The sequence below is a fragment of the Streptomyces sp. NPDC001709 genome, from assembly GCF_053596375.1.
Genome location: NZ_JBSFGB010000012.1, coordinates 18,185 through 40,662, shown reverse-complemented (window position 1 = coordinate 40,662; position 22,478 = coordinate 18,185). Strand labels below are relative to the sequence as shown.

At 66.3% G+C, this 22,478-nt stretch carries 9 protein-coding genes (1 of these 9 cut by a window edge); 4 read left to right on the top strand and 5 right to left on the bottom strand.

Annotation, left to right across the window (positions count from 1 at the left end; all coding sequences use genetic code 11):
* Positions 1-6: 6 nt before the first annotated feature.
* The 4 genes from ACWC0C_RS19150 to ACWC0C_RS19135 all read right to left on the bottom strand — a co-directional run bounded on the left by ACWC0C_RS19150 (position 7) and on the right by ACWC0C_RS19135 (position 3,952).
* The gene (locus ACWC0C_RS19150) at positions 7-1,185 is read right to left on the bottom strand and encodes a cytochrome P450 family protein (protein ID WP_450864943.1); all 1,179 of its coding nucleotides are present in this window, start codon (positions 1,183-1,185) and stop codon (positions 7-9) included.
* Positions 1,182-2,510, bottom strand: coding sequence for an MAB_1171c family putative transporter (locus ACWC0C_RS19145; protein ID WP_450864942.1), 1,329 nt, complete (start codon positions 2,508-2,510; stop codon positions 1,182-1,184). Before ACWC0C_RS19145 ends, ACWC0C_RS19150 begins: the two co-directional genes overlap by 4 nt.
* Positions 2,511-3,050, bottom strand: coding sequence for a hypothetical protein (locus ACWC0C_RS19140; RefSeq protein ID WP_450864941.1), 540 nt, complete (start codon positions 3,048-3,050; stop codon positions 2,511-2,513).
* Positions 3,051-3,229: 179 nt separating this feature from the next.
* On the bottom strand, positions 3,230-3,952 hold the full coding sequence (locus ACWC0C_RS19135) for a hypothetical protein (RefSeq protein ID WP_450864940.1): 723 nt from the start codon (positions 3,950-3,952) through the stop codon (positions 3,230-3,232).
* 616 nt (positions 3,953-4,568) lie between these two features.
* Between ACWC0C_RS19135 and ACWC0C_RS19130 the strand changes: the two genes are divergently transcribed.
* Positions 4,569-5,591 carry an MmyB family transcriptional regulator gene (locus ACWC0C_RS19130; protein ID WP_450864939.1) on the top strand — a complete coding sequence of 341 codons (1,023 nt, stop codon included), beginning with the start codon at positions 4,569-4,571 and terminating at the stop codon, positions 5,589-5,591.
* Positions 5,592-5,649: 58 nt separating this feature from the next.
* Here ACWC0C_RS19130 and ACWC0C_RS19125 read toward each other — a convergent pair whose 3' ends face one another.
* Positions 5,650-6,411, bottom strand: coding sequence for a helix-turn-helix domain-containing protein (locus tag ACWC0C_RS19125; protein ID WP_450864938.1), 762 nt, complete (start codon positions 6,409-6,411; stop codon positions 5,650-5,652).
* A gap of 914 nt (positions 6,412-7,325) precedes the next feature.
* Between ACWC0C_RS19125 and ACWC0C_RS19120 the strand changes: the two genes are divergently transcribed.
* From ACWC0C_RS19120 to ACWC0C_RS19110, 3 genes are all read left to right on the top strand, one after another.
* Positions 7,326-8,603, top strand: a complete 1,278-nt coding sequence (locus tag ACWC0C_RS19120) for an MFS transporter (protein WP_450864937.1) — start codon at positions 7,326-7,328, stop codon at positions 8,601-8,603.
* 156 nt (positions 8,604-8,759) lie between these two features.
* Positions 8,760-9,257 (top strand): hypothetical protein, encoded by a 498-nt coding sequence (locus tag ACWC0C_RS19115; protein WP_450864936.1) that lies wholly within the window; start codon positions 8,760-8,762, stop codon positions 9,255-9,257.
* 25 nt (positions 9,258-9,282) lie between these two features.
* Positions 9,283-22,478, top strand: the 5' portion of a protein-coding gene (locus ACWC0C_RS19110; RefSeq protein WP_450864935.1) for a hypothetical protein. The gene runs 17,776 nt beyond the window's last position; the window shows 13,196 of its 30,972 coding nt (coding positions 1-13,196); it begins with the start codon at positions 9,283-9,285; the stop codon falls past the right edge of the window.

The following is a 22,478-nucleotide window of genomic DNA, read 5'->3' as shown; positions in this document are numbered from 1 at the left end:
GGGCAGCTACCAGCGGGCAGGTAGTTCCTGCAGTCCTCGCTTGTGGAATGACGGCCACCACCTGAGCTCGTCCGGCTGCACGGCCAGGGTCAGGTCGGGTCGCCTGTGCACGAGAGTGGTGAGGGCGATCTCTGCCTCAAGACGCGCCAGGGACGCCCCAAGGCAGTAGTGAGCACCATGCCCGAAGCTGAGATGACCCGGGTTGCGATGTGGGTTGAAGACGTCCGGAGCTTCGAATTGGGCTTCGTCACGGTTCGCGGAGATCAGCGCAATCCAGACACGTCCCCCGGTAGGGATGTCGGTCCCGCCGATCGTGACGTCCTGGAGAGCGAAACGCCGCACTCCAAGCGCGGAGGGCGGGTTCCAGCGCAGTGTCTCTTCGATGACGAGGCGCGATGGAAGGTGCCCGTCGGCCAGACTCTTCAGGTGGTCGGGATACAGAAGCAGGCCTAGGACGCCGTTCCCGATCAGGTGTACGGCGTTGTCGTAGCCGGCGAAGAGGAGGAGGAAGCTGAGCGAGACGAGTTCGGCTGCGGTGAGCCGGTCGTGCTCGTCGTGGGACTCAAGGAGGTCGGACAGGAGGTCATCTGTCGGGTGGCGTCGCTTGTCCTCCAGGATGCTTGCGAGGAACTGGTACATGTTTTTCATGGCGGCTCGCGACTCGGACGCGGCGCCAGGACGCGGGGACATGAGCGAACTGGTCCAGGCGCGAAAGTCGCTCCTGTCACCCGCGGGGATGCCAAGTAGGTCGCAAATCACACCCATAGGCAGCGGTTCGGCCAGAGCGGCAATCAGGTCGACCTCAGGACCTTGTGCTGCGTCGAGGAGATCGTCCACGTGCCTCTGGATGTGGGGCCGTAGCGCTTCTACTCGCCGTGGCGTGAAAGCCCTTGAGACTAGGCGGCGAAGGCGCGTGTGATCAGGGGCGTCCATGTTGAGAAGATGAGCGTCGAGTTCCGGAGGCATGGACGACTGGTACTCGCCTCGTGTACGCGCGTTGGCTTTATTCAGCGACAGCCGTGAGTCGGCAAGCGCGTCCCGCGCTTCCGCATAGCGCGTGACGACCCACACTGCCTCGCCGTCCGGGGTGACACTCTCATGGACGGCCCCGGCGGCGCGCAGATGCCTGAAGCCCTCATGGGGGTCCGTCATAAGGGCTTCGCTGAACAAGTTGGACGTCTTCATGCCGCAACAGAGTCCGTTGGCTGGCCGTCTGCGACGGGCTGATAGTCCTTGACGATGGGGGAGGAGTGGTAGGCCCGCGCGACGCGAGTGAGCCACGCCTGCTCCTCTTCGATGTCCCCGTCAGCAGGATCGTGAGGAGCTTCGACTGCTGCCTCGGGCAGCGTGCGCCCGGAGACCAGCGCCTGCAATGCGGCCGCGATCTGAGCGGCCTCTACAACGGCCTCTTCATCGGTGACGCTTAGCCCAGCCGCCTTCGCGCGGGTTCGAGCCTCGGCAGCGATCTGCGGCTGGTAATAGGGAAGGAGGAGGAGTTGCCCATCGCGGATTTCAGTGACCTGGCGACTGACTAGGAACTTCAAGTCTCTCCCAGTGTGTTGAACTTCGGGGTCGCGGTGTGAACGCAGGGCCATGCGTCCGTCACGGACCTCGATGACCAGACGACCGAACAGCCGGTGCAAGTTGCGGGCGCTCCAGTGTTCCTTACGGGCGGTTGGCGGCTCGATCAGCACAATTTGCGGAAACGCTTGGGCAACCGCGCTCCACAGCGGGTGGAGGGTGCGGTAAGCCCTGGCATCGGCGATGAACTGGCGTGCGCGGTCAAGCCCTACACCCCAGGCCGGCATGGTGAACCCGACGGCGAACAGGCCTGCTGAGATGCTGGCCGACATGGGGGCCACATAGCTGTTGACAATGTCCGTGAGATGAGTCTCCCAACGCAGGGAGACCATCTTCGGTACTGCGTAACCAAGGCCGAAGCCCGCTCCCACCGCGACCACACGAAGACCCCGGCGGAGCCAGGGCTTGTCCACCGCCTTGGAGTACCGCCAGCACAGGCGCATCAACGCGGACATGCTGACCGCGAACAGCAGCGCGTACACGAGGAGGAACTCTGATATGTACGGGGTGTGCGCGTAGTAGGCGTCGAAGTCCACCGGGTGCTCGGCATCGCTCACATCGCCCATCAGGAAGAGGACGACCATGGCGATGACTGAAATGACCGCATACCCGACGATGAGCCTGTGCCGAAGCCGAACCTTTGACTGGGCGGAGGACCAACTGACCAGCAGCGCCAGGAAGGACGAGAGGCAGGTCGCCACGGACAGGTAGACCGGAAGGGTCACTAGGTTGTGGTAGCCGAAGAGAGCGTCGAGCCGCACATAGAGCCAGGGGGCGGCGAGAACGAAGGGAGCGGCAAAGGAGGCGATGGCCAGACTCAGCAGCCGTAGTTCCGGGTTCCGCCAGTCCTTGATGAGGTCCTTGGCCTTGTAGAAGAAGGCGCCCCAGGTGACGACTGACAAGATGCCATAGACGACGTTGTGGAGCACCTAGAATCCCCCCGCGTTGCGCTCAAGTGATCGTTCAAGATGGTTCACCAGCCTCTGCTCACCCTCGGAAAGCGGGCGGCGGCGGGTGGCCTGAGCCGCGGCCCTGCGAGCGTGCATGGGCAGAAGCGACGCCACGATCTCCGCTCCGCGCTCTTCCACCGAGGTGTACACCGTGCGCCCGAGGACGGTTTGGACCAGTGCTGGGTTCAAGTTGGGCATCAGGAGCTGGGTGACCTCGTGTTCCTGAGCGGGGACGGAATTGTGTCCGAGGAGCATGTGGCCGCCCTCGTGGCGGACGATGTGAGCCTGATGAGCCCTGCTGGTGTGCTTCTGGTACAGGATGTAGTCAACGTCGTCTGTGGCGACCCAGAGCCCGCAGGGGCTGCCAGGCCGAGTCGGCATGGCCATGGGCACCAGCGAGATTTCCCGTTGCCTGATCTGTTCGAGGGCGTCGCACAAGGCATTCGTGTCGTACGGCGCGGGGATCTCGACCTGTTCAACCACCCCCGCGCAGTGACGCAGAAGTGTCCTGTCGTCCATCCCCGCTCCCTCCCCCGGGTGCATCGCCGGCCAGTGCCAGCGCACGTATTCCATTGGCGTCCCCGTCGTCGTCCGGCTGTGGCCCTGGCGCATCGGAAGGCGCGAACTAGCAGCCTACTTCAGCCGAGTTGGCAGAAAATCGCCGAGCGGTACAGAGGCCGCCCAGCCTGTTGGATCTGTCACATCCGCTGCCGTCGGCCAGCCTCACCTAGATGCTTGATCATCGGCACGAGAACCTGGCAGTCCTCTTCGTCGAGGTCAGCCATGGCGCGCATGGCGACCTTGCGGGCTCCGACGCTCTTCAGCGCGCTGAGCAGCTCCAGGTCTTCGGACACCTTCTTGCTGGTTGCCGGGTCTTTGAAGTAGCCAACTGGGACCATGAAGAAGTCTGCGATGCAGGCAAGCAGGTCGTGAGAGGGATCGGCCGTGCCCTGGCCGGTCCGCAGGTCGCGGATGTCGGACTCTGCGATGGTGCAGCCGCGTTCGGAGATGGCGTCCGCGACTTCCGCCTCCGTGTAGGGGCCTCGGCCATCGGGGATCACTACCTTGAAGAGGTAGTCCAGCTGCGTAGCGAGGCGATCGAGGGCCACGCCACCACTCCCGTCCTCCGCGGCTGGCTCGTCCGTCTCGCCGAGGATGTAGCTCACCTTCACGCGGAAGACACGGGCCAGGGTCGTCAGCGTCTGGACTCCCGGGTTTTTTACCTTGCCTGAAGCGATGTTCAGCACTGTCTGGGGGCTGATGCCCTTCTCTCCTCCCTCCTTGCCGAGGGCGGGCAACTCCCTGCTGCGGCTCGCGATCTCCTCATACGTCGAAGGGCCGGTGCCGTTTGGGTACCGGTTCTTGATTAGCCACGTCAGGCGGTCGGCGACCGTCCCGCGGCTGGTGGGTGCTTCACCCATCTCGTCGGATCACTACTCCTAGCCAGGGACAGCAGCCGTTGTGTCCCACCCGAATCTACTTGGTTGGATAGTGGATCATCAATGCCATCCGACCATCCAATCTACTTGACAAGATCGGGATGGGTCCGCATAAGGTCAAAGTCGCTCATCCAACGGACTTGATGGGATGCGCCTTCGCCTGGCGTCATCTCCAACGCAGTAGAGGACTGAAGGACGCGATACAGGTGGCACGGAGCTCCCGAAGCGGCTGGAGCAGTCGAGTGAGCCAACAGGCTCATCGGCGGATGGTCTCCGCCGTCACGAGGGAGCGCTGGAGTGTGGGTGCCGGGACAGTCAACCGGGCGGACGCCCGTCGACGCGGCGTTCGTTGCTTCGGCTGCCGAGCGACTGCCCGGCCTGTGCCCAGGGGCGCCGGTGCCAGGATCACCACGGCATCGCGCTCGGGAGAACGAACCGCCATGGTCAGCCAGCCATTGCCGGCCGCAGGAGACGGAACAGTCTCCGACAGCCGCGCGGTCGCCCTGAGTGTTCTGGTGCATCTCGGCCTCGCACTGCCCGCGTGGATGGAGCAAACGCCGACAGCGGCGCTTGACGTACGTGGTGCGCCCGGGCCGCGATGCCGCCGCAATGCGGCACCAGTACAGGGGGATGCATGTCTAGAGGTTCGATTCTCTTTAAAAGCCAATCACCGCGCGCCGCATCGGCGTTGCGTGTCCCGATGATGCGCCCCACGGCCGACCGGTGCACGCCTCGCAGCTCCGACGAGCGACGGGAGGAACGCCGTGATCTGCCGCTGGCTCCAGGTCTCACCGCGTTCTTGGTAAATGCGCGGGACGCACGAGGCATGGGTCAGGAGGAAACTGCCCTCGAACTGGGCATGAGCGACCGCCAGTACAGGGTCTGGGAGAGTGCGCGGCAGGCGATCCCGCGGACACGCCTGGATGATCTGGCCCGAGCTCTGCACCTTGACGAGGTCGGCCGTCGGCAGCTCTACCGGCTGACTGGTCACCTGGTACCCCTGCCCGGCGCCCTCTCGGGCAATGCCCGCCTTCTGGAACTGACTGAGCGTTGGGCCAACGTTCACATCCACCGTCAGAGCGACCCGGCCTGCCTCACCGATGGTGCGTGGAACGTGGTGGCCGCCAACGACGCGTACTTCCGGCTGTTCGAGGCAGTCTCACCACACCCGCTCAACCACCCGACGGTGAACACCCTGCGATGGACACTGTTCCACCCGGATGCTCCGCACATGCTGGGTAAGTGGCGAGACTCATGGATGCTGCCGGCTCTCTCGCAGTTCGCCCTGGTCTTCCAGAACACTCAGACCGATCCGCAGCTGCGACGCATCCGCGAGGAGATCGCACGCCACCCGGATCTCGAGGAGGCATACCTGCGCAAGGTCCCTGACCTGCTGGCACAGCCGACTGAGTATCCAGACGACGAGGACGGCGTGGTGCGGGAGATCCTCGTGGGGGCGGAGGGCTACGCGTCCGCCCTACTGACCACTGCCATTCCCTCCCATGCGCGTGACCATGGCTTCAGGGCTGTGACCATGTCAGTCATCGAACGGGAAGGTGCTGCCGATCCCGAGTCCGAGGAGCCCACGGCGGCGCGCCAACACGCCCATCACGGCTGGTGACCGACAGTCCGTTTGCGCCTCGGACCTGTCGGAGACACCGCCGCCGGCCGTTCTCCCCTCAGGCGACCGGAGCAAGCTGCGAGGACGAGCGGACGGGCCGCAGCGCGTTCTCCGAGCGCCGGCTGACCCGGGCGGCTGTACGCAGGACCTCGTAGGAGAAGCGGGTCTTTTCCGAAAACATCCTGGGGTGCTGGCCGAGCAGGGCCAGCGCCCCTTCGACGTGGCCAGCCCGCCCGTACACCGGAGCGGCGATCATCGACCAGCCCGGCAGCGGGGACCGGGTGAAGCACGTACCCAGTTCCTGGATCTCCCGGAACCGGCTGCTGACGGTCTCGTCCTCGCTGTGCGCGCTGATCACAAGCCCGGCGGCGTCCGCCGACAGAGGAGAGAGCTCGAGGGCCGCACTGTCCTCGGAGGTGAGTGCCTCCACGAAGTCGTAGCGCCGACCGTACACAGTGTCCACCCACAGGCGGCGTGCCAGTGGGACAGTGACGAACAGCAGAACGACCTGAGCGGTCTGCCGCTGCAGCTGGGTCAGGTCAGGATCGGCGCCCTGCGAGGCAACCTGCGGCAGTCGCAGGCCCCGAAGCGCGCCACTGTGCGGGGTGATGCTGTACAGGCCCTGGCCGCGTAGCTCGATCTGTCCCTCCTCTACCCCGCAGGCAAGGATGCGCTGGACGGTGGAGCGGGGAAGGCCTGACTTGGACGTGATCCGGCGCAACTCGTGAGCCCCGGGACCGAGTTCCTCCAGAGCTGTGAGGACCCGGAACACCTTCGCATGCGCCGAGGCACCTGTTGCGCGATCGACCGCTTCCTTCACTGTCAGCCTCCCCGAGAAAACGGCCACCGACATATGCGAGCGGCTCGCTGTATGCCCTCCATCGTTGTCGCATCTCGGCCGCGGATCTAGAAGAAATGGGCACCGGAGGTCAAACTTCCGGACACGTTCCGTAGCTGAATGGCCCGCGGAACTTTCCTCGGGTTAGGGACCGTTGACCGTTCCCGCACGTCAGCTGGCAGAGATGACTTCTGCGTGGATACGGAGCGCCACGAACGCCACCTGACGCTGCTCGAAGATTCGACGAGGAAGTTACCGCCTGGCGGTTAACCTCCCCCCAGCTTCCCGCCAGAAGGGAAGCGAGCAGACGCCACACGCCCACACACATACGCCGAAGGCCCGGTGGGCGGGATACACACCACCCTCTTCCCACCCTGGGACCATCATTGCCGCTCACCGTCGGCCAGCACACCTAATCACGTCCCCTCCGGCGCCCGGCCACATGGCGACGGGATCGCCATGCCTGCTCGGTGACGCGTCGTCCCGTCCAGCGAGACACCGAGAAACTCGCTGCTCGCCAGGCGGGAAGTCAGCACGAATCACCCCGCACACGGTTGCTCACCGTTCACGCGCTGAAGACGGTGAAACCGCCCAGCCCCGCCGCAGGTGTCGCTGACCCCAGGAGGCAAACCCACATGAGCGCCGGCCGATGGTTCTACACGTCCGCCTTCGGACACACCGCCACCCCCAAGAGGGCTGCCGCCACGAAGGCGCCGACCGCAACTAGCACGCCTCCTCCTCCCATCACGGCAGCCGAACACGCACCCCACACACTCAGAGAAGTCCGCGAGCACCGAACCGGCTGACGCCGACTGCTCGCACTCTCGGCGTCTGCAGCCCTCCCCGTCCACAGAAAGGGACGAGCGTGCGCCCGTCCCGGCCGTACGCGTCACATCATGCGTGAACTCCACCGCACGAACCTGCTCCGCGCCACGGACGCGCTCAGCACCGCCATCGCCCAATACGCGCTGCCCCTGATCGTCCTCGCCATCACCGGCAGCGTGAGCCACTCCGGCATCGCATTCATCGCCGAGTGGCTGCCCCGCATCGCGATACTCCCCATGGCCGGCGCCCTAGTCGACCGCATCGGAGGACGCACCATCCTCCTTGCCGCCTCACTGCTCCGGGCCGTCCTCACCCTGGCGGTCATAGGGCTCCTCCTACTGCACCCACAGCAGTGGTGGACCGTGATCGTCTTCGGAGCGGTCGGGGGAGTCCTTGCCGAGTTCTCCTTCCTCTCCTGCGAGGTCATCGGCACCCAGGTGCAGTCTGGCCACGACGTCCACCGCATCCAGGCACGCCAGATGCAGATCGACCAGGCAGCCCTGCTCATAGGCCCCCTCTGTGCCGCCGCACTCGTCACCCAGCACCCAGTGGCTGCCCTTGCGGCCGTCGCCCTCCTCTCCATGGCCACCACATGCGGAGCGCCCCTGCTCAGGGTCGGCCGTCCCCAGCCCAACGAGGAACACCTACCGCAGAGCCCGCTGAAGTCGATGGCCGTGGGGTGGCGCATGCTACGCACCCCCGTCATCGCCTGGATCGCAGTCGTCATGGGCGCCGTCCAGATCCTGGTCGCCATCCTGCTCGCCTCCGCACCCGGAATCGCCCTTCACCAGTACCAGAAGGCCGAAACCGACCTGGGCACCATGTGGACTGCGGCAGCAGTGGTAACCCTCTTGACCACCTCCATCACCCGCCGAGGAATCGACCGCTGGGGAATGGCACCGCTCCTCATACCCAGTGGCATCCTCCTCGCCGCAGCCTCCGTCGTGGCTGGCACGGTCGGGACCTTCGCCGCCTTCGCGGTAGCCGCTACCGCCATCGTGGCGGGGGAGTGCGCGGCCAATGTCGTCCTGCGCACGATGAGAACGCTGGTCATACCCGGTCATGCCCTGGGCGCCACCGTCAGCGTCCTGTGGGTCATTGGCCTGCTTCCCTACCCGCTGGCTGGCCTGGTCGTGGCTCTTGTCCCGCTGCACGTCCTCCCCGCCGTACTCGCCGTCTGCGGCATCACTATGGGCCTGGCCATCGTGTGCGGCGGCCGACAACTTGCCCGGTTCTGGCACCAGCACCCCGTCCCGGCCAGCCACTCCGCACCGGCACTGAAGCTCTCGGCCACCACTCCCACGACCGCACGGGACACGAAACAGGCCCGCGCTGCCGAACCCGTGTGACCCGCCCCGACAGCCGCGCAGCCAGGCGCCCTTCCCGTCTGGCGACCCACTCAGAAGAAAAAACCGCGCTCCTCCCGCCCCACGGGAAGCACCCGGGAATCAGATGCCAAACCCTGACACCCTCGCATCACCACGGAGCCCAGAGGAGCCACAGCCGTGACCAACTACGCACTCGAAGCCCAGGCCTACTGGCGCCGCTGGCTCCCGCGCACCCACGCCAACCTCGCCCACCCCGACTCCTTCTACCAGCAGCTCGGCGAAGACGTACAGGACCGCGTCATCGCCGTCTGGGACGCCCTCGCCGAAATCCACCTCACCCCGGACATCACCAACCACTCCAAGCGAGCCGGCCTGCTCCAACTCCTGCGCCGACAAGCCGAGCACACCGTGATGCAGGACCTGATCCAGCTGCCCCCCGAAACCGACACCGCCCAGCCCCACACCGAGCCGGCCGCACACCAGGCACGCCTGAGCGACTTCGACACCCGCCTCTCGCAGCGGCAGCAAACCATCCGCACCCTGCTCGACGGCGACCGCACCGTCAGCGAGACCAGCGACGCCGAACTCCTCCAGGCCCTCCAGCTCATGCCCGAACTCCTCGCCCCGCTCGGCACCTCCCTGGACGAACTCCGCGCCCTCGGCCGTGCCCTCTGACAACTCTCTGGAAAGGAGCGCAGGGTTGCCCACCAACTCCACCCCCGACAATCAGCCCCAGGGCACCCCACACCGCCCCCTCCAGCAGCCGGTCCCGGCGCATCTGCGCATCGCCCGCAACCTGGACGCACTGCGTCTGCTCTCTCAGCTCCCCGACGATCAGCCACTGACCGAGGAACAGCAGCAGGTCCTTGAGGGATACACCTCCTGGGGCGCGACCGGCGTCTCGGAGGTCTTCAACGAAGCCAAGCCCGAGCACCAAGCAACCCGTACTGAACTGCGCAAGCTGCTCAGCGCGGCCGAGTACGACGCCGCGGCCGCATCCACCCCTAACGCGCACTTCACCGATCCCGCGATCGCCGACGCGATACGCGCCGCGGCCACGGCCCTCGGCGTACCCGCCGGTGCCCGCCTCCTCGAACTCGGCTGTGGCACTGGCACCTTCCTGGCCCCCGGCATGATCGGCATCGAGCTCGAACCCGCCAGCGCACGCATCGCCCAGCGCCTGAACCCGGAAGCCACCGTCCACCCCTCCTCCTTCGTGGACGTCCAGCTGCCCCGCGACTACGCAGACGGCGCGCTCGGCAACCTGCCCTTCGGCGACTACACACTGACCGACCCGGCCCACAACCCCCTCGGCCTGTCGATCCATAACCACGCCCTGAACTGGCTGCTCGCCCACGTCCGTCCCAGCGGCATCATCGCCGTCATCACCTCGCGGTGGACTCTCGACAGCCTCAAGGACGAAGCCCGGCGCGAGATGACCCAGCACGCCGACTTCCTGGGCGCCATCCGGCTTCCCGCCGGGGCCTTCGCCGGCAGCGCAGGCACCCGGGCCGTTGGCGACATCGTCTTCCTCCGCGTCCGCGAACCCGGCAAGGAACCGGCCGGCTGGGACCCCATACCGACACAGATCGTGCCCCTAGAGGGCGGAAGCGCCAGGATCAGCAGCTACTTCGCCCGGCATCCCGAGCAAGTCCTGGGCACCCACGCTATGGTCTCGGGCCAGCACGGCCCTGAACTCAGTGTCATCCCCGACGACCTTGCCCACACAGCCCGCCAGGTCACTGAGGCTGCCCAGCGCATCATCGAACAGGCCCAGGCATCCCAGCTGACCTACCAGCCCGCCGACCCAGCCCAGCGGGCAGCCGTCGACGCCGAAGCCGAGCGGATCCAGCAGGCCATCGAACGGTTCGGCACCGACCTCAGCGCCCACGAAGGCTCCATCATCCAGGAGAACGACGCTTTCCTGACGTTGCGCAGCGGACAACTGGTGCCCTTCGAGCACGACCTGGCCGAGCGCGCCGAGCTCAACGACCTCCTCGCACTGCGCGACCAGTACCGCACCCTCGTCGACCTCCAGGCCACCGACGAAGCTCCGCCCGAGGCAGTGGAAGCAGCCAGGGCGCAGCTCAACGATGTCTACGACCACTACGCCACCTCCCACGGCCCGCTCAACCGGGCGATGAAGCCTCGCAGCGCCCGCTGGCACTTCCGGCTCGACCCGCTCGGCCCGGCCGTCATGGCACTGGAGGTCTACGACCGCAAGACGGGCACAGCCAGCAAGAGCAGCATCTTCGAGCACGAGGACCGGCCGAGCGACACACCCACCCGCGCGAGCACACCGGCCGAGGCCCTGGCCATCAGCCTGAACCAGCGCGGAACCGCCAACCTCGCCTACATCGCCGAGCTCCTCGACATCCCCGCGGACCAGGCCCGGACCCAGCTCGGAACACTGGTCTTCGACGACCCCAAGACGGGCGACGTCATCCCGGCTGACCGCTACCTGTCCGGTCACGTCCGCGGCAAGCTCCATGTCGCCGAGAGCGCCAACCGGGACGCGGGCGACGACCGTTTCCGGGCGAACATCGAGGCCCTCAAGGCAGTCATCCCCTCCGATGCCGAAGCCGGCGACATCGACGTCGAACTCGGCGACCCCATGCTGCGGCCCGAATGGGTCGAAGGCTTCCTGCGCACGCTCATCGGCCACCGGGAGATCTACGTCAGCCGGGCCATCGGCGGGGACTGGCGCATCGAGGCATCCCCCGATGCCCGCAAGCTCAGCACCAACCGCGACACCTATGGCACGCCGCGGTGGGACGCCGTCACCATCGTCGAACGGATGCTGCGTCGCGCGAGCCTCCTCGTGCCACCCGCCAAGGACGAAGAGGAAACCCCCACCAAGACCGGCGACGGCAAAACCCCCAGCGCATCTGCGACCGAGGACGTCCAGGCCCGCGCCGATGAGATCAACAGGCTTTTCGCCGACTACATGTGGGAAGAACCGTCACGCGCCGAGGAGCTGGTTCGCCTTTACAACTGGTACTACCGGTCGCACGTCACCTACCGGCCAAGCGGCGCCCACCTGACCTTCCCCGGTCTCAACCCTGACGTCACCCCCCGCGACTACCAGAAGGACGCCGTCGCCCGGGGCCTGGTCGAGTCCTTCCTGATGGAGCACGACGGCGGCTTCGGAAAAACGCTGTCGATCCTTCTGACCGTCATGAAGCGCAAGCAGCTCGGTCTGTCGCGCAAACCCATGATCGTCGTACCCAACAACGCTCTGGGACAGTGGGAACGGGCAGCCCGCTGGGCGTACAAGGACGCCAAGATCCTCGTCTGCTCCCAGGAAGACTTCAACAGCCAAGGTGGCGCCGCCGAGACCCGGGCCCGCCGCCAGGCGTTCATTGGAAAGATCGCCAATGGCAGCTTCGACGCGGTCATCGTCCCGTACACCGTCTTTGAGCGGATTCCGCTCTCCGCCGAGTCCCAGCAGCTCTATCTGGAAGCGGTCTCCGCGCGCCTGAGGGCCTTTGTCGAACTGCAAAGTCGTGGCCGCAGCCCCGAGCGCGACATCCTCGAGCAGGAACTCCTCAACGACCTGCGCGACCCCCTCGTCGCTGAGATCCTCGGGGACGACCTCGCCCTGGCCGGCATGGGCGACATCACCGACGATCGCCCCAGCGCCCGCACGGTCAAGCGGCTGCGAACCATGCTCACCAAGCTCGTGGAGCAGCTCCGCAAGAACGCCCTCATCCACCGGGACGTGGGCCTGCCCTTCGAACGCATCGGCATTGACGCGCTCTTTGTTGACGAAGTGCAGAACTTCCTCGGCATCGCCTACCCCACGCGCCTGCCGGATCTCGCTCTCGCGCCCGCCGCACGCGCCTACGACCTTGACATGAAGGCATGGATCATCCGGCGTGCCTTCCCGGACGCCGTGATCGTCGGGGCCTCCGGAACACCCGCCCGGAACAAGATGTCGCAGTTCTACCGACTGTTCGACCTCATCAGGCCCGACCTGCTGCCGCAGGTGGCCATCAATGACCTTGACAGCTTCAACGGCATGTTCATTGAGACGGTCCTCGAGCCCGAGATCGCGCCCAACGGTCAGATCCGGTTCAAGGAACGCCCCGGCGCCTTTCGTGAGACGAACCTCAATACCTACGTCCGTCTGCACCACGTCATGGCCGACGTGCGGACCCAGCACGACGTGACGATCAAAGGCCGGCCCGCCATCGCAGGTGGAAAGCCACAGATCCACGTCCTCCCGCGCACTGAGGGCGAATCCGAATGGATGAGCACTAACTGGCTTGGTCGCATCGAGCGCTTCGAGGCAGGCGAGCCCGACGAGGGCGACATCATGCCGAGCATCATCAGCGACGCGGTGATGCACGCCATCCACCCCAAGCTGGTCGGGGAGGAAGCCGACGGGCCTACCGTCCTGGACGCCGTCGTCGACAACGTCCTGCGCATCGACCACGCCTACAAGGACCGCCGCTACCGTACCGACAGCAGTGACCCGGACTCGCCCCTCCACCCCAACCCCGGGGCCGGCCAGTTCATCTTCTGCAGTCTCGGCGTCAGCAACGTCGAAAACCGACGCAAGGGCAAGTGGAGCGCCTACGACTACATGCGCGATCGCCTCATCGCCGGAGGCATTCCGGCCGAGAAGATCGCCTACATGCAGGACGCTGGCGACAGCGCGGCAAAGAAGGAAGAACTCCTCAGGAAGTTCCGTACCGGCGAGATCCGCGTCCTGATCGGCTCCAGCGGAACCGCCGGCGTCGCGGTTGACGCACCCGACCGGGCCATCGCCGCGCACCAGGTCACCTTCGGATGGCGTCCAGACGAGATCGAGCAAGAACAGTGGCGGATCTGGCGTCCCGGCAACCAGCACCGAGTCATCCAGATCCACCAATACATCAAGCACATGTCGGCGATGGCTCTGCGCCTGCAGCACTGCGAGCGTAAGGCCCGCATGATCGCCCAGTACAAGACGGGCCACATCGATCTGAGCCAGGTCGACGAGATGGAGCTCGATCTCAACAAGAGCACCTTCGACATCGCCGAGCTGAAGGCCATCGGGTCTGGCAAGGAGATGCTCCTCGAGAAGCACAAGATCGACAAAAAGGTTCGCCGCCTAGAAGCGGCCGAGTCCCGGTGGCGTCGCACCCGCGAGCACAACCGCAGCATCATCGCCAACGCGGACGATGTCATCGATGCTGGCAAGCGCAGCGTTGACCACCTGAGTGACCTGCTCAACCGTCGGGAGGACAGCACCCGGCGCGGTCTGCGTCTCAGGGACAGCGAGGCACCTGCTACTGAGGCACAGCTGCGTGATCTCCTGCTCGACGTGGGCGGCCTGGAGCGTCGCAGCATCGCCACCCTCGACGGGGTGCCGCTTAACGTCAGCCTGTTTCCCGAGGCCGGCACCGCGGTGTTCACCATGGAGGGCGTCCCCGGCGAAGAGGTCCTTGTGACCATCGGCACGAAGGAACACCCTGCACCGACCGGAAACTGGGTCGCACGGCTAACCAAGATGCTGGGCAAGCTAGATGGCGCACTGGAGGCCGCACGTGACGAGCTGGCCGGACGTCAGACGAGCGTCGAGCGAGCCCACCGACTGATAGATCTCCCGTTTGACCAGGCGGAGGCGCTCACCTCCGCCCGCGCCGAGCAGGCGCACCTGGCCGACCTGATCGCCGCTGAGGCCGCTGCGAACACCCCCGACCGCGACGACGACCCCCGAGACACCAAGGAAGCGACCGACCAGGAGATGCAGGACCTGGTCGACTCCCTGCTAGCCGACGATGACGAGCAGGAGACTTCCAGCGGCCGGGAAAGCTCCCGCCCAGGTGGGGGAGGGCGGCCAAGGACCGGCGAGCCAGCCCAAGGCGCCGACGAGTACGAGCTCGGGATCCCCAGGGATGAGGACATCATCGTCCCCGAACTGCCCCGGCCGCCTGCTTTGGCTGAACTCGGCGCCAATCTCGTCTACAAGCTCACGCGCGCCGGCCAGCACATTGGCCAGAGCACCGGCCGGGAGATCGCGGATCAGCTGGATCGGGGCTACCAGGAGGCCAGCGCCGCCGTCAGCAGGGACGTCCAAAACTTCGCCCAGTACTCCTCTCAGTGGGCGCACCAGGCTGCGGCGATGCGCGATGCCCTGCTGATCGCCGAGCGCGGTGCCGATGGCGGATGGACCATCACCGGATCCAGCGGTACCCGCACCACCCTCACGCCGCAGCCGGACGTGCCCGCACGCGTACTGCCGTACGACAGCCTCGCTGATACCTACCTCGGTGAAGACGCGGTCCTGATCCGCTACGCCCAGTGGAAGCTCGCAGCCACGCGCACCGGCAGCGCGGAGGACCAGGCCTTGCATGCCTGGACGACGACGCTCACCACGCTCGTCACCGAGCGATACGACCTCCGTGACAGCGGCCCGACTCTCGAGCAGGTCACGGCCCGCGCGACCCACTTTCAGGAACTCGCCCGCCTTGCCCGCGCGGCTGCCGAGAACTCGGCCCCGGAAACCGCAGAACTCGCCGGGCACATCCTCGACGAGGCACAGACGCACCTGGAACGCCTCGGCCGCCTGGTGAGCGACGCGACCCTGCACGAGTCCTGGAATAGAAGCCGACCCAGCCGCCTGGCCGGCCTGCCCGAGCCGATGCGCGGCAACCCGTGGGACGGTGACACCGACAAGATTCACCAGGGCTATGTCCTGACCGGAGTCACCGACACCCAGGCGCTGACCGGCGCCGAACTGCACTACGCCCTCCTTGCCCTCAAAGAGGCCGGCGGCCGCACCCGGCGCCACGATGCCGACAACCCCCGCGTCCGCGCTCTGACGCCTACATCGCACACCTGGACCCGGCTCAATGCTGAGCTCACACCGAGTCAGATTGAGCAACTCCAAGTCGCTCGACGGGCCACCCACGAGGTCGCGCAACGGATGGCCGACGACGCCAACCTACGGCGTGCCGCCCACCTCGCAAGTCACACGGACTTCCGGCGCGAGGCAGCGGCCTGGCTCGCCGTCCACCCTGATGCCTTCGACGTCCTCGCCGACCTGCGGACGGACGAGTCCACCACCACGATGTCCGCGGCGGTCGAGCTGATCACCCAGCAGGCCTTCCACCGTGCCCGCGCAAGCATGCGGCCCCGCGAAGCAGGCCGCATCCTGCACCAGCTCGTCAGCCAGTGGGACATCGAACCCACCAGCACTCTGAGGCACACCGCCGAATACCGATCCCTGCACCAGGCCCTCGACCAGCTCGCCACCAACGACATCGAGCAGAGCGGCACCAGCGACCTGCTGCGCCGCGCATTCTTCCGGATCAAACAACTGGCCGATGCCACTGATGGCCGCGACCGCGGCCGGGCCGAACGGATCCTCACCGACTACGGCTGGATGCTCCCGGCCTCCACCGGCCCGCGCCCGGCCGGCATCGAGCAAAACATCTGGGCTCGTCAACACGAGATGGCCGAGAATCTGTCGCCCTATCCCTTTGATGCGAACCGCTGGTACGAGCACACGAAGGCGAACGGCGGTGTGGCCGACATGCTCGGCTCAGACCTCAACAATCTGCTCGCCATGGCGAAGCACGCCGCCCAGAACAGTCCCAAGCGGGTCGTTGTGCGCAACGAGCCGGACGGCGGCATCCGCATAACCGGTGCCCGCACCATCGTGGCCAGCCCCCTCGCCGAACGGTTCCCAGCCGAGATCGAGCCGCACATCGACGAAGTCAGAGACCTGCTCAACACCGCGCTTCAGGAAGGCAACTCTGTCGGCTTCGGGGACAAGGAAACGATCAACAACTGGCTGTCCAACCAACTTGAGCAGGCATCCGAAGGTCTTCGTACGGCCGTTGCAACCAGCACCCGCACGGAGACGACCTTCCGCCAAGCCTTCAGAGTCCATGTCTACGAGGCCATGATCCGTGCTGGCCAAGAGCCAAGGCTGGGCGACATTACCTCGCACCTGTCGGTGCAACAGGCGCCCGCAAGTCCAGTTCAAGATCCCCGCGAGGCCGCAGTTGCTGAGCTCTATGAGAAAGCCGTAGCCAAAGCAGAGGGCGACAGGTTTCTCCATGCGGCAGTCCAAGAAGGTATGGCTGCTTCAGACCTAAGCGCTCCACATCAGGCACTGATCAGCACAGGAATCTTCGACTGGCTGGTCGCCGGGGCGGACCTCCCGGCCAACGAGGGTGGACAGGCGATCCGGGAGCACGTCCTACACACGCTGGACTCTGGCACCGTCGGCTCCGTCCTCACTGACCTGCTCCAACGGATTTGGGACGCGGCGCTCGCAGCTGACACTGGGACCCTTCGCCGCCCTGGGATGCGTGAGCACTGGGGAGTGCGGCACACACGCGGACGTGCTCTGGACTTGCTGATCAGCGTCATCGACCGTACAAACGTCTGCGATGACTGGCGCAAGAGCTCAACGCCCAAAGAAGAAGGGGCATGGAAGTCTGCCTTCCGCAATGCTCATCCGCTGGAATGGACCTGCCTACACAGCGCCGACAAAGCGTTGCTGCGAGCAAAGCGCGCCGCGGCAAGGCCGCAGGATCTGCTGTTGCAGTGTGAGAGCGCACTGCACGCAGCGCGCACCCTGCAGGAGTTCACGGCCGCAAGTCAGTGGGCCGACGAGTACACGGCTACCGTCGATCAAGCGGTGGCCGGGTTCCAGTATTTGAGCCGATACCTCCAAGTACTCAGCCGCCAGCCCGACGCCTGGGAACCAATGCGCCGCCAGGCTAGGGAACTGTCGCCGGTACAGCAGCAAGACCTGGAGAAGCAAACTGGACGATTCGCCAGGGCCGGTGATCGAGCTCGAGCCCTGTGGTTCGATCCATGGACCGCCTACCAGCTCAGTCGTGGCGAGATCCTCACTGGAGACCAGGTCACGCGTCGGCTGCGAGGCCTGGTCGCGGCTGGGGACCTGGTCATCGAAGACGGCGACGGTTCCCTCATCCTTCATACGAAGTCGGACCCGTACCCCATCGTACTCAACCGTCTCCGTGGGGAAGAAGCCCTCGCCCACTTCTCGGAACTGCCGCATTACAAGGCCGTCGCTCACTCCGGCGCTCAGGTGCCACGCTTCCCCGACACCGAAGCCGTGATCACCCACCTGACGTCCAACTCCACGGAACTCGCAGCTCCCGAAGACCACGGGGAGATGACCGAGCGACGCCGGCGCAGCATCGAGGAACTCGTTGCCGCCGACGACCTGGTCATACAAGGGCGCCTACTGCTCGCACGCGCCCCCCGAAGCACGCAGTGGCACCTGTACTTCCCAGGCACATGCACCCCCATCCCAGGCCAACACCCGGACGGGTTCTCAAGCCTTCAGGCCGCCAGCGTCGCCGCCGAAGCCGTCCAACAGATCACTGACCGGTCCGGGAATCCCTTCCCCTGGGACGCTCCTCTGGCAGGACCCATGTCCCGCTTCTGGCGCTCGCACGATCACCGCGCCCTGGACGATGCCGTCGAGACAGCCCTTGCGGCGGATCCCCGATGCGACACCGAAGGACTCCACCGCCTTGCCAGCGAGAAGCGTGCCGAACGCACCGCCCACGACATGGCTGTTCGCCAACAAGATCTGATCGACGGTTACGCGCTGGAACCCACCCGGCGAGCCGTCTACGACTCGGACCAAGGACGCAGCCTAGAAGTATCCCTCCGGCTAAGGGCCACTCGTGAAATGGCTGATGCGATGGGCCCGGGAAACGCGGACCTGCACGGCCAATTGATCACCGTCCGCGGTGCCGCACACAGCCTGAGCGAAGGCGCCTACAACATCCGCGAATGGCCGCTCGGCGACGATCAAGCGCCAACGCTGGTGCACCCGATCAGTGTGCGCTTGTACAGCTGGAAGGCCGATGACGGGCGCAGCGGTGAGGTCCCCGCCGAGGTGTTCCTGAGCCATCCTCTGCCTGCCAACTATCGCGTCCGTCCCGACGTGCCCCCGAACGCTCGGGACCTGGCCCGGGCCTTCTACTACAACGAGGCATGGCCCAAGCCACCCGGCGGCGTCGACACGGGCCGTCCCCCAGGGGAACCTCGAGCTGCAGCCATCTACAAACGGGCCCGCACTGCAATGAAGTTGCTCCAGGACGGGCAGTGCCAAAGCGGCAGCGTGCGTGAGGATTTCCTCCGGATCGCCGGCGATCTGCAACTGCTCGCCACCGCCTACGATCGCGGCGAGGACCACCCGAACAGCGCCGCGTTCGCCGATGCCTCGGCAAGAGCCCGGATTTTGCGCGAGAAGCTGCTGCAGAGCCTCCGTTCGTCGCATCATCACTCGGCTATCGCGGAGCATCGCCTGGATCCGGATGAGGATATTCCTCCCTCACCGCTTGCCACGGGGCCCCTTGGCGGAGTCCGCCTCTACCCCTGGCAGGCGGAGGTCGGCAGTGTCGTGGCAGCTACCGGCAGCCACCCGGACGGCGACGACCTGCTTGCAGCGACGGGAATCCTGCGCAGGGCGGCCTACCACGTGCGCACGCTGGGCAGCACGGAACAACGGGGCACCCTCATCTACCTCGACACCCCAGAGGGGCCCGCTGAACTCTTCCTCCCTGAGCGGCATCTCGTCGAGCAGCTTCCGGCGACATTGGACCCAGCCCTTGCTTTCTCAGGTATTGCCCAGGGCGCCCCCGCCGAGCCACCGCCCCCGACCGTCGGGTCGTCCGCCGGAGCACAGCGGAAGGTCATACGCGCCTTTCATGCCGAAGGAGCACGCGGTGCCGGCCGCACCCTCGCTCCGTCGTCGGTCTTCCGCTTCGCGCAGGAAGCCCTGCTGTCAGGCTTCGAGGGACGACTGAACGGGCTCGACAACCGATACAGGTGGGACGAAGACGGCACGCTGGAAGTGCACTTCGCACGAGCGCTGGCCGGCGACCGCGACCCGAACGTCTTCCGCCCCGACTATGTGGAACCGAGCCAGGACACCGAGATCGACCCGGGCAAGTGGTTGCGGCACGGCAACGCAGAAAGCGTCGCACGGGCCGCCAACATGCAGTCCCTGGTCCGACTCGCTGCTTCCGAAGCAGAAGTGCGTAGTCATGTCGTGCAGGGCGGAGCAGCCCCGTTCGCCACCTGGCTCGCCCGCCAAGCCCGCCTCGGCCATCCCTACATGCATCCGGACCTCCGCGCTGAGTGGCTCGCTCACCCCCGCTATCGTCGGGAGTTCATCGCACTCGGAGAGCAGGAACTCCTCACCCTGCTCGATCAGCCTCTGCCTCAGTCACCCCCAGATCACCTCGCCTACAGCAGCCACCAGGCCGTTGCTGACGCTCGCGCTCATCTCGATGCCCTGGCCAACCGGTGGAATCAGCAGGCCAAGGGCTTCGTCAGCGAACGATCGACCACGTGGAACAAGTTCAAGAAGGCCTGGAAGACAGCCCGTACGGCACCCTGGCACGCCACCGACCCCGACGGGGGCGCCCTCCACGTTCAGTACACCCAGCTGGTCGACCGGGTCGAAGCCATGCGGCGTTGGCTGAACAACCAGGAAGGTCCCGAACCCCGCCACAGCGAGCTGCTGCAGGGCATCGACGTCCTTCACCTCCACCTCACCCGGCACGTTCAGCGACTGGAGGCCTCCCACGGGGCCGATCTCAACCTGAACACCGAACTGGCAGCCATCACCTCGCAGGCGGCACACGATCGGGCCGCAGTGTCCGAGGAAGACCTATCGACCGCCCTGGAAGCCTGCCGTCAGGCGCTGGCCCACCCCGACGCTGATGCCGACCTGCGCCTTGACCTCGACTTGGCAAGCTGGGCTCTCACGCAGCCCCGCTCCACGCCAGAGCACCTCAACCGGCTGGCCTCCCTGACGCACACGGCGCACCGAATCGCCCACCACCACGCCACGGAAGGGAGCCAGCCCCATCACGACATCGAGACCGCGGCCGTCGCCCTCGCCAGCGTCGCCCAGGACTACACCGCCCACCTGATACGAGCAGTCCGTGACGAAACGGCCGGCCCCGCCCCCTCACGGGAGATGCTCGCTTCGATCCAGAAACTTGCTCTGGCCGAGCCCAATCTGCGAAGCGCCCGCGACAGCGAGACCTGGGACGAAACCCTCGATACATGGCTGGCCAGCTCGATCCAAATGCCCAGCCCACTCGTGCCGGCGACCAGTCTCGCGGCGCGGATCGGCGAAGCTCTCCCCGCCCCCGTTGCTGCACTACGGGCCGGGATCCACCACACCCTGAATGCCTCCAGCGAGCCGTACCGCAGCTACGCCGAACACCAAGCGGCGACCGAGTTTTTGCAGGGTGCGGCCCGTAGCGTGCTGCGCGCACGCGACCCGAAGAGCCGTGAATGGGACTACCGAGACTTCTCGAAGAAGTGGTCCGCCTTCACGCCCTATGCCTCAAGCAAGCGGCCTGAAGACACCCAGGCCTTGTCCGCGGCAATTCGAGCGACGCAGAGACTACACGGCACGCTGTCCACGAACGTGCGCCCGACCAACCGCCAGATCTGGGCAGACCTCAAGATCCTCGAAGGTCTGGCCGTACATCATCAGAAGCGGTTGGCAGCCAGCGAAAACACGTTCCCGGCCGACGCGTCGACCCTGACGAAGACCTCGCTCGAGGGCATCGCGCCCTACCGGCTGGCAAGCGAAATGCGCAACGCGCTGGCCGAGTTGCACGCTAGCTGGAACCAGCTCCATCACGCAGCCACACAGCCCGGCGCGCTTGACCACACTGTGCACGCGGACCTCTTCATCGAGGTGATCGCCGCCTACGCCCACTCCCGTGACATCCTCCTCAGGCCCGCCGGGCTCATCGGCGCTCTGTCGCACCTGCATGTCGCGGCCGAGCGCCTCGCAGTCCACCACGTAGGACTTGCGGACGAAGCCGCCTCACTCGCCCAGCACGCCCGACACCACGCTCTGCGGACCCTTGCCACCGTGCGCGACCCCGCCGACGACGCCCCGCCCCTTGACACACTGCTCAGCGAGCTTCACAAGTCCACACTCGCCGAGGCGCCCGGCGCCGCCGTCGACATAGCAACCCTGCGCGCCCAGATTCCGTCGCTCGTCGCCGATGAAGACCTCAACCGCCTGCTGCAGCGCCTGCCATTCACCCACCCCGCGCGATTGCGGGCCGAGAACTTCCTGGCCTCCTGGACCGGCGACAGCCTCAGTGCTTCCGAAGATCTCACGCTGCCCCTCGCTCGACAGCAGTACTTCTACCCGATGGTGCGCCTCGCCCAGATCTGCATCGACTTGCGGGCCAGCCTGCCCGCAGACGTCGACACAACCGGCCTGGACGCACTGGAAAGCCACATCGGCAGCTACCACCGGACGGTGACCGGCAAGCGAGACAGCCCTCGCAGCCTTGCCCCCAATACCCCTCGAGCCGAAAACGCCGCCGCCACTGACACACAACAAGAGCTCCCCCCGGCCGCCGCACCGTCCCAGCCAGCGACGGAGCCGAACGCAGCCCGCACGTCTCCCAGCAGCACTCCGCACACCCAGCAAGGCTCCGACCGCCTGAGCGCCGAGCCGCCCGAGCACGCCGACACTCACGCGGAAACTCCCGCCCGCCTGCCTGAGACACACTCAGCGGCCGGCCCCCAGCCTGGCGCGCCCACCGTCCCGGCCGACGCCGATCGAGAGATCAACGACGACGAGGCTGCCCAATCCCCGCACGCCTCCGACGCACCACGCACTCCACAGCCCACAGCGGCGCCCGCGGCCAGCACAGCCAAGCTCGGCACCGGTGCCGTGGACCTTCCGCGGTGGAATCAGCCTCCGAACCTGCCCGCACAGCCCGTCGACGCTTCCTCGATCGATGGCCTACCCGGCTACCTCTGGCACCTCAGCGACGACACGGTCATCGTCCACCACGAAGGCCAGCCCATCGGGCACGCCGAGCGATACACCACGTCCCGCGACAAGACTCGATTCCGCTG